Origin of the sequence: Chryseobacterium sp. OSA05B (assembly GCF_019970065.1) — a bacterium.
Taxonomy (GTDB): domain Bacteria; phylum Bacteroidota; class Bacteroidia; order Flavobacteriales; family Weeksellaceae; genus Chryseobacterium.
This window is the reverse complement of sequence record NZ_JAHXYH010000002.1, coordinates 381790-397480: the sequence shown is the minus strand read 5'-3', so window position 1 is coordinate 397480 and position 15691 is coordinate 381790. Positions and strand designations below refer to the sequence as shown.

Below are 15691 nucleotides of genomic sequence, written 5' to 3'. Positions count from 1 at the left end.
TCCCCCAATAAAACAATGTAAAAAACATGACAAAAGAAAGTTTGAACGCACCTTTGAATAAAAAATAATACAAAGATCCATATAAAAACAGACATGGTATGATGACAAAACCGGTCCAGATTGCATGGTAGGGCAGAACATTTTCAAATGTAAAGACTTTATTTTTTTTCATAGAGAATCTGAAGTCGTAAATCATTTAGCTTTCGCAAGTTCTTTCAGATTATTTGAGCTTGTGGTATTGCCTAATTCTGCAGCTTTTTGCTAATATTTCTTTGCATTTTGTATATCGTTAAGTTTAAAATACGCTACTCCCAAATCATTGAGCGCAAACTTAGCATCGTCACTTTTGGGATCAATCGTTTGAAGATATTTTTCAAACTTTTGAATTGCTTTTTGTGTTTCACCGGATTCTAAATAAATTGTTCCAGAATACTTTAAGGCTTACTTCAAAAATCCTCATTTTAAAAGTATATACACCATATGCATTTAAACACATCATCAGTATACAAAACATAAAAAAAGGAAGTTTACCAAACTGGGAAAACTGATAGTAAAATAGATCGATAAGAATATTTTTTTCATAGAGAAATTTTGAAGAGCGGCCCTTCCGGAAATATTCTTTGGATCATTTTAGTATTATTATGTATAACACAAAAAGACCTTTTCAGGTCTTTTTGTATTTATGTCTGTCTTCTCCAAGAAATTAAGAATTGCGAGACAATAATTATCCATGCTTCGCAACGACATTGATTCCGTTTCCGGCATCCTCTGCCATTGCATTGGCTAATGCTTTCCTTGAATCTTCTGAAAAATAGGTAGCTATAAACGGAAACGCAAACGCGATGAATCCTCCTCCTTTTACGCCGGCAGTTCCGATATTCTTGATATTCTGAAGTCTTACTTTAGGTAGATCTTCAGCCAAAGCAGGTAGGTTCCTTGGCCTCACTGTGCCTAGCCCGTCTTTAGATTTTACTACCATCGAATTAGGATATTTCCCGGAGCGTATATTCTCTACAATCTGCTTTCCTTCAGGAGTTTTCCAGATTTCTCTGGAATCTACATTTTTTAGAACCTGCAGATCTTTTGCTAACTGTGTACCTTGTCGAATTTCTATTACATTACCTTTAATATCTCTGATATACCAAAAAGGATTAACAAAATAAGGAGCAGATAGTCCTTCTTTTCCTATATTCAAAATATCCGGACTTCCCAGATCTCCTGGTGTGGAATTTAAAGGATCTTTAACATAACCTGGTATTAAGCTATTAGGATCTACTTCAGTATTCATATCCTGATAATGCTGATTATCCTCTAACGAATTTTCCCTGATGATTTCTTTTTCTCCCGTTGTCGCTCCATGCATGAAAGCCATCGTTCCTCCCATCCATAACAAGGTTTTAGCAATTCCTATTTCCATCGCTGCGACAACAAATCCGGCACCTCCAAAAAATGATGCGACTGCATTAAAGCCTATTTCTTTACTATTATTACTATCAATTTCCTGAGCATACTTTTTGGCTACAGCGTAACTGAAAATAGGGGTAAGTATTCCTCCCGCATCACATGATAGCATTGAATTTTGGGTAATTGCATTTTTCTTATCAAAATTTACAGTTTTGTGTTCTATCTTCCAACTTCCTTTTTCCAGAGATCCTGAACACATATGATCAATTTTTGTAGCTTTATAAACTCCGTAAGCCATAAATCCAACTCCAATAGCAAGAACTGCCCATCCAACTGGTCCCGATAAAACCAGAGCAGCACCTACAATAAGCCCGGCACCAAAACACAAAAAACTCCACATTGCATTTTTCGGACTTTTACATGGAAATTCTTCATTTATATTACGATCTTCAATATTTAACAATGGCCTTGTTTTATCAGTACCATAGAAAACAGTTATTGTACCTCTTGTCGGAATTAACTGTTTAGGCTCTGCATCTGTTTGAAAAGTACAGATAGTATAAACGTCTTTCGGTATGTATGAAGCACTCATATTTATATTGTTAATTATTTTATTATTTACTGTTCCAGTAAGCTCCTAAATTTAGCTCTCTTACCTTATCCTTATACAATGTCACATTTTCAAGAATAAATTTTTTAAGATTATTCTGCCTTATAATTCAATATTAGTTAAAAAATATTCAATTGTCCAGGTTTGTCTGGAAAATTAATTCTTTCAAATTATAATTTTGAATACCAATAAACATTTGAAAGCCCAGCACTTTTTATTTTTTTAAAACCTAACTCAAACTGTGCCGTTTGAATCATCTTTTCCAGTATTCTCCCTTTTTCATCATCATATTTATTTCTATATTCTGAATCATTCAAATAGATATTGGTTCCATCTTTAAGCGTAAATTTGATCTTTATTAATGATTTTTTCAACAACGGTGTTTTTGTTTCATAATCATAGCTATAAAAACCTGATATACTATCTTTTAAATATTTCTGCTGTTTTCCATGACCTTTCTGGATAAACATATATTCATTATTGAACCATATTGTCACATCATTTGAACTTCTTTTTATAATAAATACAATTGTTCCAAGACATAAGGCTGTAAAAATCATTACGAAACCAAGTCTAAAATTATCACCTAGGAATATATAATATAAAAATCCAAACAAAACCATGCAGGGTAAGGCCACTAGGGCACCCCACGCAGCACGATGCATAAAGACATTATGAAGAGTAAATTTATTATTGTCCATTAATTTTATTTTTTATAGTTCAATTTGTTTCAGATCAAATTGAGTTATAAACTGATAATTATTTTTCACTTCTTCTTTCATCAAGGCAGATGCATTCACAATAATCCCTGTTTTTTTATCAACCATTCTCCTGATCCGATAATCATAATTATATTCAGAAAAACCATATTCTATGATAGGTCTATAAAATTTATTGTACTGGTCTTCCAACACAGAATGATCAATTTTATCCTTTAAAAGTGTTCCCACTGTTCTGTATTCTACAAAATAATCATCTTCTTTAATAATGGAATGCTGTAGTTCGAGTTCAACCGGAATATTGACAAATATCTGGGAGATAAATTTTAAAATGTCATTTTTTTCTCTCTTTTTATGAGCATCATAATCATTAAACAATACATGGTATAGAAGTGATTTGTCATAAGTCTTTCTTAAATTGCCTTCATTTTCAAACTCCAAACCGCCTCCTTTAATGATGTCCTCTGCTGCCTTGGAATTGATTTTTTCGATCTGTCTGTAAAATTCTGAAGATGCTAGTTTTGGTTTAAAACGCTCCCATTTTTCTTTAATCTCAAAAAAATTGACAACTTCTTTTATGGTATTATCTTTATTTAAATTGAAAATAACGTTTTCTTTATCAAACTCAAGCTCCTTTATAGCTTCTATTGCCAGAGACAGGTTTTCAGGGTTTATTTTATACAGATATTCCTTAAGTTTTACTCTGGCTCTATTCTGCAATAAATCCCTTTCAACAGTATATTCTTTTTTTGTGTTACAATGGAAAGTTATTCTGTCTTCAACTTTTGTAGTATTAAATTGTTCACATCTGTATCTTACTTTTTGCTGATATTCCCTTTCCTCTGCTGCTTGCTTTTTTTCATCCTCAGTTTTTTTTTCTAATAACAAATATTGCAAATAAATAGGCAATTTATTTCCAATAATAAAATTAGTTGTTCCACAATAAAGATTATGAAAGTTGATTAACTCTTCAACGCTTACTGCATGTTCTAATGCAATAGATTCTAAGGTATCACTTCTTTTTATCTCGTATTTTATAAACTCCATTTTTGCTTAATTAATATCAACCTGTCCTCCCGTAATTTTCGTATCTCCTTTAAAATTAGCTGTAGCACTTCCCGCCTTGATATCTACTTCAGTGCTGGTAATTGTAATTTTGGTTCCGGTAATAACAATCTCACTGCTTCCTACTTTAAGTTTTATCTGTTTTACTCCGGTAAGATCGATCGTTCCGGTGTTATCCATTGTGAATACACTGTTTTCTCCGCCAACAGCTACTTTATGCTTATTTCCGACATCGGCGATATGCTCACAGCCTACCTCCAGTTTTTTATTGTTTCCAACCTTATCTGTTTTATTGTTTCCGACGGTTTTGGTACTGTCATTATTTGCATTATGAACTACATTTCCGGCTCCGTCAAAAAACATATTCGCTCCTCCCTGATCCTTAAGATTCATAGATCCGGCTCCGTTATCATATTTAAGTTCTGCGCCACTTCTTCCGCTAAAACTCATCACATTATTCCCGGCACCTCCGCCAGCGCCAATACTTCCATGGAACATGCCTCCCATCACGAAAGGACGGTCAGGATGCTGGTGAACAAAATTGATGATCACCTGATCTTCCACTTCGGGAACAGACATAAAACCACGGTTTTTGTTGACTTTATCGCTGCTTCCGGCATCTGGAGACATGACACGAATAAATTCTGTGGTATCCTGTCCGCTTTGCCAGTCAAACTGCACTTTCACTCTTCCCTGATTCAGAGGGTCTGTATTGGAAACAACTTTGGCGAATTGGGCTTCTGCTTTCGGGTTTTCAAACTCCGGGCGGGGAATAAATCCTGTATCAGCCGCAATCGCTTCAAAAGTCCCGTCGTAGTAGCCTCTTCCATCTACTTCATGGGTAACGCCAATGATCATTAATTTGGTAAAATAAGACGTATCATTAGTATCTGCTTTACGCATTTCGATGTCTGCAGTACATCCCGGATACAGGAACGGAACCGTTGTAGATCCTGAGGTGATGAAAACCTCTGATGCCTTACTTCCCGCTGTTCCTTTCTGTGAAGCATCGATATCCATAAAGGACGTGGCCTTAATGGGAGCTACTCTCAAAGAAGGAGTTTTAAAGGTTTTTTCTGATATTTCATAAGCTCTTTTCGCAATATCAGAAGTATGACTGATTTTAGAATTGCCGGTGGTCAGCTTTTCATTTTTACTGCTGTTGTAGCCATAAAAACTCGGGCTTACATGCTGAGCTTTCATTTTAATGGCAATATCACTGACACTGCTGCCATAGGTAAGTTTAACAGGCTTTTCCTGTGGTGGTAGTTTCCCGAAATGCAAAACTTCACCGTCATAATAGAACTGTTCACCATAAGCTTCTGCAATTCTCGCCAGATAATTATAATGGGTTTCTTCATATTGAGAACTGTAAGGAACGTTTCCGTGTTGGGCATCTACCCTGAAATCGAATTTGTTCTGCCCAAGACCTTCTCTGATGACATGATCGGCAATGCTGTTTAAGCTTACCTCCTGTCCGCCTCCGAAACTCTGGATATGGGGAGCTGCATCCAGCAGGACTGTCGGACTGAAGCCCGTCAGAACAATATTTCCGAGGTTTCCTTTTTCCTGGCTGAATCCGACTTCTGTAATGACTCCCACGAAATTTCGCTCGGGTCCCTGTTCAATATCTTTATATTTAAATACAACTGTAATTCTCTTTCCTAAAAAGTTCTGTGCTTCCTGGAGATTATGGTTTTCTGCATTTCCTAAAGCATCATGGGCAAGCATCAGGCTGAATTCATGATGTCTGGAAGCACTCTGTACGAGTTTAAAATGTTTGAAATGTTTGATCACCTGGCCTTCTATCACAATATCAAGCTGGACAACCCGGTTGATCCCTGCAATAAAGCTTTCAGGAATAGCCTGGGCATTATGAATCTTTGAAGTAGGCTGTTTTGACCACACCTTATTTTCGGTAATGGAAGGATTATTCGGTACCATGGTTTGGTTCATGAACATTCCGGAGTTCTGTGCTGCCCCGGAGTATATTTCCTGTGCTTTTTTTGCTGATTTTTTAACGGCCTCGTCAGCTTTCTGAAGTTTATCCTCCACTTTCTGTACGGCAATATTTTCAGCATTTTTCAACTTTCCTGTTGCTGCATCTTTTATACTGCTTTTCGGGCCTTGTACTTTAATTGATTTATCATCCTTAAACATAGTGTGTGTCTTTTTTGTTTAAATTATATAATAAATTGAAATAGCTTCCGTAGGCATACAGCGATGGGAGGCAGTTTCTCCATTCTTATCTAGATCGTAAGAACTTCGTTAAAATCATTGTTTTGGCTATGATTGTCCAAAAACGGCAAAAACAGAATAGCATATTCTTACGAATACACTATCCTGCACCAATTTATTTTTACTAAGATGATTGTTCAAATTAATGACCGGATGAAGGCCACATTCCGCGGTACTCAGAGTTACCAAGCGTAATAACTTCAGCACTGATTACGAAACTGATCAGCATACTGTTTTCGTCTACGGCATCAAAGTCTACTTCGTGCTGGATCACGTATCCGTTTTCCCACTTAAGCGTAGTCAGTGTACCTTCTTCATGAGACTTGTTGAAAGTCACTTCACCTGTAGTAGGCTTATACTTTCCGTTTAGTAAGCTTTCTAAGATGTCAGATTTTTCAGTAGCTTCTACTGTTACTTTGATCAGTGCGTTGGAAGGATCTGATGCTACACGTCCTGATACATCTGTAGATCTGGATACGCTGTAGTTAAGCTTTAATAATTTTTGCTCTTCTCCTCCGTTGAATTTTAAGATTCCTCTTGAATTTGCTGCCATGATTTGTAAATTTTAACTGTTAATATTTTGTGATTTAGTGATTGATTACAGAGCAAATATATAACGACGTATTTTGAAAAAAAAGCTTTTGGATATAAATTTAAAAATTTGTAGTAATTCTACGATTTGATGTAGTAATTCTACGACAATAGATTTAAATACACTATTTAAATAATTGAATTTAAAATAGTTAAAACAATTATCAAAAAGGTATTTTAATTATTTTTTTACACTTAAAGGAGAAATATTAAGGGTTTTTAAGATAAATTAAGACCTAATTAACATACCTTAAAAATATTTTTCGTATTCCTAAAAACCCAACTTTGGAGCATAAAAAAACCGTCATTAAAAAGACGGTTATTCTATTTTCAATAGTATGGAACTTATTGCTGAGCTTTTCCTCCTTCTTTTATGGAACGGAAAAGAATTTTATTTTTTTTCAGAAGAAAATCCGGCATAAGGTCGGTTGGCAAATAAAGAGGACTTTCGCCTTTTTTCTGCAATTCCTCTACAATTCCCGGGTTCCAGGCTAAGATTTCGTTCAATTGTACATTCAGTTCACGGGCAATCACATCCAGATTAAATCCTGCATTGATTTCAGTTTCCTGCAGAGGTGCCTCATTATTTCTATTGCCTCCAGCTTCCGTAAAGAAAACTTTATTAAGCCGTGAAGAGTTGTAATTGTTTAAAACGCTTTCCAGCTCACCGGTTGCATAGCAGGCATTCAGGTATTTTTTAACATGATTGATGGTTTCTCCCGGAAGATATTGGGAATAAATATGATACTGTGTAGAGCCTGCGGCCTGCATGGCTTTGGCAATATTTCCTTCACCACAGTTATAAGCGGCTACAACCGTAATCCAGTCTCCGTATTTCTTATACAGATTGGCCAGGGAAATCGCGGCGGTCTTGGTACTTTTATATACATCAGTACGTTCCTGCTGTGTAAGGCCGTATTGATTGGCATGCGCGGTCATAAACTGCCACATTCCTACTGCTCCTGCTCCGGAAGTAATATTCCTGTTAAAATGGGACTCTATCAACGCCAGATTCCTCAAGTGTTTCGGTACACCTTTCTCTACCAATGAATGTTCAATGAATTCAACGATTTCCTTATTGCCATTGATGATATTAGTGTATTTTCTCACGCTGGCTTCCGAAGTGTCAGAGGCGGCGAGAAACTGTCCGTTCACCATGACAAAAGTCCCCGCGAGCATCAGTCCTGTCAAGATATTTTTAAATACCGTTTTCATTTTAATTTCTTAATGGTTATCATAAAGAAAGCTGATTTGTTTATTCACTTACCAGTTTTCCATGTTTTATTGTTAGTCTTCTACTTTCCAGCTCAGTTTATCTTCTTCATTATTCCAGTCTACATGGATGGTCTGGCCGGATTTCACTTCTTCTCTTACGATCATTTTAGAAATAGGTCTGGCCAACTGGGCACGGATCACGCCGGAGATCTGTCTTGCTCCGTATTTGCTGCTGAATCCTCCTAAGGCAAGGTTTTTCACTGCTTCGTCTGAGATTTTTAAAACCATTCCCAATCTTGTCAGTGAAGCATGAAGGGATTTAAGCTGGATATTGAAAATTCGCTCTGCAATAGATTCCGTGATCGGTGCAAAAGGAATAATCTCTGTAATCCTCGCTAAAAACTCCGGTCTGAATCTTCCTGAATTGGACATAATCTGCATCAGTGAGGATGATTCCGGAACTTTTCCTTCTTCAAACTGTTTTACGATTTCTTCACTTCCGATATTTGAAGTAAATAATATAATGGCATTACTGAAATCTCCCTCTTTTCCAAGTTTATCATGCACTTTACCTTCATCCATGATCTGCAGGAATACATCAAAAACGGAATGGTGAGCTTTTTCAATTTCATCAAATAAAACAACGGTATACGGCTGCTGTCTGATTTTATTCACCAACATTCCTCCTTCTTCATATCCCACATAGCCCGGAGGCGCTCCGTACAGTAATGCTGCGGAATGTTCTTCTTTAAATTCGGACATATCAAAACGCACCATCGCTTTCTCATCATTGAAAAGAAGTTCTGCCATGGATTTTGCAAGCTCAGTTTTTCCGGTTCCGGTAGGTCCCAGAAGGAAAAATGACCCGATAGGCTGCCCCGGTTTGTTCAATCCGCTTCGGTTTTCAACAATAGCATCTGAAAGAATTTTTAAGGCATGATCCTGCCCTACTACTCTGTTCAGTAACATGGATTCCATATTCAGAAGCTTTTCTTTTTCCTGAGCCTGGATCTTACCTATTGGAATATTTGTTTTTGCCGCCATTACTGCTGCGAGTTCCAGACGGTCTACTTTTTCTCTTTTTTTGGCTGCATGCTGTAAAAGCTCTGCGTAAGTATCATCAATGATTTTGTGGATCTGATCCACCGGCATAGCGTTGTCGATAACCGGTTGCTCGCTTAATGATCCCCAAAGAATCGGACTTATTTTATCTCTCAGAAGGTTATAGTTCCAGATCAGTTCATTAGCCTGATCCTTGCTATCGGTAAATTCTTCTTTTAAAATGGTTTCATAGGTTTCTTTCCAGCTTGCGAGTTCTTTTTCTGAAAGTTCATCCAGCATTTTGATCGCAGCCATAGTTCGGTCTAGCAGGTCAATTGCGGCATCCGGTAGTTTCTTACCTTTTGCATATCTTTTTGCTAAACGTACACACTCTGAAATAGAAGTTTTTTCTACTTCGATGCCGTGGTGCTTTTTGTAGCCGTCAAGAAGAACGTCGATCATTTTAACGCAAGTCTGCTCGTCCGGTTCATTGACCGTCAATACTTCGAAACGACGGTTGAAAGCCTGTTCCGGCTCAATGATTTTTCTGTATTCTTCCTGTGTGGTAGCTCCGATCACCGTAATTTCACCTCTCGCCAGTTCTGGTTTAAGAAGGTTGGCTACGTTTCCGATGCTTCCTTTCGGGTCCAGAAGGGTATGAATTTCGTCAATGAAAAGAACTGCTTTTTCAATTTTCTTGCATTCATTAATCACTTTTTTCAGACGGTCTTCAATTTCTCCTTTGTAAGACGTTCCGGCTAATAATGCTCCTGTGTCCAGTTCAAGAAGGGTTGCATTTTTTAGCATTTCAGGAACATTTCCTTTGGTAATTTCGGTAGCAAAACCTTCTACCAATGCTGTTTTTCCTACACCCGGCTCACCGATGATGATCACATTCGGCTTGCTTCTTCGGCAAAGGATCTCTACAAGCATCCTCAGTTCTTTATCTCTTCCTATAATGTTTTCCAGATCTCCTTTTCTCGCCTGCGCTGTTCTGTCTACACAATAGCTTTTAATGGAAGGAAACGATGAATCTGTAAAATCTGATCCGTTGGAAAAAAGGGAAGCAAAATCACCGTCTTCGGATACTGCGAAAGGGGTATCTTTTCTGTATAAATTGAAAATTTCATGTTCTCTCAGCGGAAGTGATTTCAGCTGCTGCAGCGAAAAAATAACCTGAGGCTTTACGATAGCGGTAAGGATGCAGATCGGGGTAATCTCATCCAGTCCAAGTTTCAAACGGATATCATCTGCTTCTTCAGTAAGTGTATCTACGGCCTCATCCGCACGTACCTCATCCGGAAGATGGGCGGTTTTCGGATAGTCTTCAATACGGACATCTGCCCACTCATAAAAATAGCCGGGATCTTTATCAATGCTTTTCAGGAATTCATTAAGGCCGATATCTTTATGCATTAAGGCCTGTAAAATATGTGGCCCGCCGTACGTTGCATTATAATTTTCTTTCGCTATCGACTGGGCAATATGAAATAGCTGCTTTACTGTTTCGTTGGTTACTAGTACTCCCATTTATAATTTTTCTAATATTAATATGTCTGTGTTCTTTATCGTTGTATCAGATTATTTGGTGCGATCTGTCAAAAAATACATTTTTACAAATATATCTTTTTTATACAAAATGCATGTAGGGTTAAAGATAGTTAATTCTTTGATTAGAGAAGTAATAAGTTTTTTGGTGGTGATTTTGTTTGGGATGATAATTTTTAAATTGAAAATGATCACTAATAGAGAAAAACAAATTCTCCAAGCATTATTTAATCCTGTAAAAAATCAGAGTCCCTTTCTTCAGACTTTAAAATTTTCAAAGTATGATCTTCTAAGGTTAAAACATTTACTTTTCCTTCTTTGGAGTTTAAAAATTCAATATGCCATGTACTTATATTATTCTTTCTCTCACGGTCAATAATAGTCAGTTCATTTTTTATACTCCCGTTACGTGATTCTATAAACTTAATTATTTTCTCCGGAGAAGACTGAAAACCTTCATCATAATTTGTTTTTTTAACTTCTTCTCCTTTACCGCTGTACTCTATATGCTCGCCTACTACAATATTTGGATTTACAATTAAGGTTCTAAACGTATATTGAATGCTTCCATCCGGTCTGTAGAATTTTATATCATTATAAATATTAGGATCAGGAAGGGTTTCTTTCAGGGAATAACCATCTTTGTCATCCCCTGAAAATTCTACAAGCTTCTTATGATCATCAACTTCTTTAAATAGATAGTACGGGGGATCCAGCGTTATATTTTCACCATCCTCATTGTGATGTTTCATATAATTGACAGCTTTTTCTTTCCAGGACTTTATGTTTATATTTTGCATTTTGGAAGTTTCTGTTGTTTTGTTATTGATCGTTTTTTTATTTTGATCCTGTCCGTTACATGAGAACAGCATACAGAGGAGTGTTATTAAAATTAATCTTTTCATTGTAAATCAGGGTTTATATTGATGGCTGGTACTTTTACTTTGTAATTTTTTCCACTGCCATTTCCAAAGAGAATATCGTATTGAGGAATAGTCCATCACGTTATCGGTTTTCTTTTTCTCAAAAATAAATCCGTTAATATCTGTCCCTTTATTCCCTTTTTCCCAGGTATGAGGCAGGCCTACTGCATGAAGCAGCTCATGAACAGTTGTTGCTGGGTTTCTTGGAGTAAATACAATGGTCAACTGGGTATTCAGCAATGCTACTCCGGCAGTTCCCGGGCAAGAGTCCGCAAAGAAAAATACTTTATAATAAGTTTTAAATTCAGGATGTTTGGCATTAAGCAGAGTTTCCAGTCTATAATGCAAATATTTTTTTTTGGAACCTACCGTTTTTTCATACGCTATACCTCCTGCAGTTTTATAGGACATCACCTCCGGATCAGCTGATACATCAAACTTTTGAATGTATTTTAATTCCGGTTTTACTAAAGCCTGTCTGTATAGAGTAAATAAATTTTTATATTCTCCGATATAGCTGCCTGTCTTACCATTCCCTTTTACGCCTGATAAATTAGTGGTTACCCCAACAAATACAACCGGTAACTTAAAAACTGTTTTATTAGGAAGGACTTTTAATTTTCCCACTAATTGTTCTTTTTTATTTTTATCAATAGCGTAAGCTTCTATATAATTATTTTTTGAGCAGGCTTCTTTAGCATATACGGTCAGATATTCCTGGTGAGGCTTGCCAGATGGTGTGACAGATAAATTCTTAATTTCACTTTTCCCTCTCAGATCCAGATATTTACTATCATATTTCAGAATAATTTTTTCAGGTTTTTCCTGAATATCAATATACAAAATCAATTGTGCTTCAAAACCAGGATATAAATTTAACTCCGGAATAATATAGGTTATTTTTTTCTGTACTACCAGTAATTTGTCAAACCTGTTTTTCAGAAGACTGAATTCATTCGCATCCGGTGGAACTCCATTTTTATTGCAAATGATATCTTTATACGGAGTATCTCCATTTAACTTTGTATCGGCAACCCTTATCCAGTCAAATCCATATTGTCCCACATATTTCTCACCAGGCCTGAACTTAACGAGACACTTCGCATTAATCTCCCCAGCAGGGGGTTTTGATGGACTTCCGCGATGTGAAATACTTTTTGCACTATCTTCAGAGTAAACATCAGCAGAGTTTTCAATAATATCTGTTTCAGAGTAGTACTGAAGGTCTCCCTCTACTTTTTCGTAAATCTTTCCCTTTACAATTCTTATTCTGCTCATAGATTAAAGTTTTAATGAGATTTTCCTATTTCTCCGCTTCTATTATCAATATTTCCCTGAGCATCCTTTTTTATCTTTCCATTGCTAGTGGTTTCTATCCCTCCTTCATTGTTTAATATGGTTTTCCCCTTCTTCGTCTCACTGTGTACATCTCCGTCAATAATCTCTGTCAGCTTACCTGTAATAAACATACTTGCATCTCCAACGACCGAAGTAAGCTTCATAGCTCCAACGCTTTCTGTATTGTTCAGACCGATACTGCTGGATTTATTCATTCCCACAATCGTATTCATATTCTCTCCCACATTAATATTCATGTTCTTACAGTTCAGGGTCATGGTTTCCGGAGCGGTGATCGTAATATTACTTCCGGTAGTATCCAGATTGATCTCGTTGCCGGATTTGTCGGTAATGATGATGCTTTCATCTTCTGTGAACACCACACGGTGACCGCTTCTGGTCTGGATAGATTTTACCCGGTTGTCTACACCACCGCCCAATCCTATCCCGCCATGGAACATTCCTCCCATCACGAAAGGTCTGTCAGGATGGCTGTGAACAAAATTGACCATCACTTGATCTCCTACTTCTGGAATAGCGACATAACCCCGGTTTTGTGTGATCTGGTCTGTACCGCCTGCATCAGGGCTCATCATTCTTATGAAATGGGTGGTATCGTTGGTCTGCCAGTCAAATCTTACCTGCACTCTTCCCTGTCCTTCCGGATCGGTGTTGGAAATTACCGTTGCGATCTGAGGTTCGGCTTTCGGTGAAGTAAAATCTGGTTTAGGCAGATAGCCTGTATCGGAAGCAATGGCTTCAAAGCTCCCGGTATAATGTCCTATCGTATCGATCTCATGTTCTGCTTCTGTGATCATGATTCTGGTAAAATAAGAGGTCTCACTGCTATCAGGTTTCCTCATCTGAATATCAGCAACGCATCCCGGATGCAAAAATGGAACACTGGTAGAACCGGATAACGAAAAGACATTCACGGCTTCACTTCCCGAAGTGCTTCTTTGGGAATGTTCGATATCGAGATGGGTTGAAGCTTTTATGGGAGCTGCCTGAAGTGCCGGTGTTCTGTAAATATTGTCGTTATGTCCGTATGCAGTCTTCGCCAGATCACTGACGTGAGTCACAGGTGTTGTTCCCGAAGTGAGTTTTTCGTTCCGGCTGCTGTTGTAGCCATAGAACTCAGGTTTTGTATGAACGGCTTTTAATTCAACTTTAATATCATCGGCATTGCTTCCGTAAAAAAGTTTTATAGGCTTGTTCTGCGGTGGAAGTTTTCCGAAATGAAGAACTTCACCATCGTAGTAAAACTGTTCGCCATAGGCTTCAGCCATCCTGGCGAGATAATTATAATGCGTCTCATCATACTGGCTGCTGTAGATGATCTGAGAATAATCATTAGTATCGATTCTGATATCAAAACGACTTTTATCGATGCCCTGCTTGATCACTTCTTCAGCAATGATTCCCATATTGACAGGCTGTGCACCTCCGAAACTCTGAACATGCGGAGCACCATCCAGCAAAACAGTAGGACTGTATCCCGACAAGACTATATTTCCAAGGCTCATTTTTTCCTGACTGAAGGCTACTTTGGTAATAATTCCCACGAAATTTCTTTCGGGACTGTTCTCAATATCTTTATATGAAATTACGGCGGTCAGACGTTTTCCCAGAAATTTATTAGCTTCTTCCAGGGTATGCGTCTGGCGGTCACCTAATGCATCATGGGCTAATATAAGGGTAAACTCATGATGGCGCTGAGCGCTTTGTTTTAGTCTGAAATGTTTATAGAATTTAATAATCTTCCCTTCCACTACCAGGGACAGCTTGACCAGCCTGTTGATTCCCGTATGGTGATTTTCTGAGATTCCGTCGGCATTTTGGGACGGCCGAAATGAAGAATTTTTCGCAACATTTTGTGTTTCTGTTTTCATATATCTTTGTGTTTGGATTTATTAAAGATAAAAAAAATATCAATCCGATGTCTACCGGATAGGATATATTTCTATTGTAAAGATTTCAGATAAAGCACCTTAGGCAAAAAAGACTGTCTTTTGAGGGACAGTCTTTTTCTATGAATGTTGATGTGTAATAGTGTGTCTTAATTAGATGGCCATAATCCGTTAAATTCGGAATTGCCGTAGTCAATAGTTTCTGCGCTCACTACGAAACTGATCAGCATGCTGTTTTCGTCTATTGCGTCGAAACTTACCTGATGCTGAACCACATATCCGTTTTTCCAGCTCAGAGTGATTAGCGTTCCTTCTTCATGAGATTTGTTGAAAGTTACTTCTCCAATGGTAGGTTTGTACTTTCCATTCAGTAAACTTTCCAGAATGTCAGATTTTTCAGTAGCTTCCACTGTAATTTTAATCAGTGCATTGGAAGGATCTGATGCTACACGTCCTGAAACGTCTGTAGATCTGGATACGCTGTAATTCAGTTTCAATAATTTCTGTCCTTCTCCGCCATTGAATTTTAAGATTCCTCTTGAATTTCCTGCCATGTTAGGTAAATTTTAAACTTAATTAATATTTTGTGATGTGGTGTGATTGTTTAACAAATATAGAACCCTTATTTCTATTCCAAAAGGATTTAAATAGAAATTTCATATTTTGTAGTAATTCTACGATTTCTTGTAGTAATTCTACGACTATGGATTTAAGAACCTCCCCAATATATTATGGGAAGGGACTTTCCAAGTATCTGTATTTCAACGAAAATAAGAGAATTTTACACTTATTTGAGAATTAGGTAGGGTTTGGGATATTGAGATCGGGGTTTTTGGAGTTTGGGTTTTGAGGATCGGAGAGGTTGAGTGTTTAAGAATTTTCGGGATGTTTGTGAGCTGTAATTTCGGGATACGGGGTATGAGAGTTTGAGAGTTTTAGGGTTGGAGAATGTAAAAGGTGGTGTTAGTTGACGGTTGGTATTAATATCTGAAATCTGATGTCTGACATCTGAAGTCTTGTTTCTTGAATCCATTATTCACCATTCATTTGCAACGCAAAATTCACAATTGACGTTTCCAACCTCAACCT

Annotated in this window: 12 protein-coding genes; all 12 read right to left on the bottom strand. The window is 37.3% G+C overall.

All coding sequences use genetic code 11. The features are described from left to right. Positions 1-261: 261 nt before the first annotated feature. The 12 genes from LC419_RS24230 to tssD (LC419_RS09220) all read right to left on the bottom strand — a co-directional run bounded on the left by LC419_RS24230 (position 262) and on the right by tssD (LC419_RS09220) (position 15156). Positions 262-357, bottom strand: coding sequence for a hypothetical protein (locus tag LC419_RS24230; protein ID WP_368734494.1), 96 nt, complete (start codon positions 355-357; stop codon positions 262-264). Between the two features lie 367 nt (positions 358-724). Beyond that, positions 725-1996 (bottom strand): hypothetical protein, encoded by a 1272-nt coding sequence (locus LC419_RS09270; protein ID WP_223607074.1) that lies wholly within the window; start codon positions 1994-1996, stop codon positions 725-727. 188 nt (positions 1997-2184) lie between these two features. Beyond that, positions 2185-2715, bottom strand: a complete 531-nt coding sequence (locus LC419_RS09265) for a hypothetical protein (RefSeq protein ID WP_223607073.1) — start codon at positions 2713-2715, stop codon at positions 2185-2187. A gap of 12 nt (positions 2716-2727) precedes the next feature. Then, positions 2728-3780 carry a hypothetical protein gene (locus LC419_RS09260; protein ID WP_223607072.1) on the bottom strand — a complete coding sequence of 351 codons (1053 nt, stop codon included), beginning with the start codon at positions 3778-3780 and terminating at the stop codon, positions 2728-2730. 6 nt (positions 3781-3786) lie between these two features. After that, positions 3787-5958 (bottom strand): type VI secretion system Vgr family protein, encoded by a 2172-nt coding sequence (locus tag LC419_RS09255; protein WP_223607071.1) that lies wholly within the window; start codon positions 5956-5958, stop codon positions 3787-3789. A gap of 220 nt (positions 5959-6178) precedes the next feature. Further along, entirely contained in the window at positions 6179-6589 is a 411-nt protein-coding gene (gene tssD, locus LC419_RS09250) for a type VI secretion system tube protein TssD (protein WP_175548869.1), read from the bottom strand. Positions 6590-6972: 383 nt separating this feature from the next. Continuing rightward, positions 6973-7842, bottom strand: coding sequence for a lytic transglycosylase domain-containing protein (locus LC419_RS09245; protein WP_223607070.1), 870 nt, complete (start codon positions 7840-7842; stop codon positions 6973-6975). Positions 7843-7914: 72 nt separating this feature from the next. Beyond that, on the bottom strand, positions 7915-10413 hold the full coding sequence (locus LC419_RS09240) for an ATP-dependent Clp protease ATP-binding subunit (RefSeq protein WP_223607069.1): 2499 nt from the start codon (positions 10411-10413) through the stop codon (positions 7915-7917). 245 nt (positions 10414-10658) lie between these two features. Next, the gene (locus tag LC419_RS09235) at positions 10659-11336 is read right to left on the bottom strand and encodes a hypothetical protein (RefSeq protein WP_223607068.1); all 678 of its coding nucleotides are present in this window, start codon (positions 11334-11336) and stop codon (positions 10659-10661) included. A gap of 6 nt (positions 11337-11342) precedes the next feature. Continuing rightward, complete coding sequence (locus tag LC419_RS09230) at positions 11343-12632, bottom strand: hypothetical protein (protein WP_223607067.1); 1290 nt, start codon at positions 12630-12632, stop codon at positions 11343-11345. An 11-nt stretch (positions 12633-12643) separates the two neighbouring features. Next, positions 12644-14584: a type VI secretion system Vgr family protein gene (locus LC419_RS09225; protein WP_223607066.1), complete on the bottom strand. Its 1941-nt coding sequence runs from the start codon at positions 14582-14584 to the stop codon at positions 12644-12646. A gap of 167 nt (positions 14585-14751) precedes the next feature. Beyond that, positions 14752-15156, bottom strand: a complete 405-nt coding sequence (tssD, locus tag LC419_RS09220) for a type VI secretion system tube protein TssD (RefSeq protein ID WP_223607065.1) — start codon at positions 15154-15156, stop codon at positions 14752-14754. Positions 15157-15691: the final 535 nt, after the last annotated feature.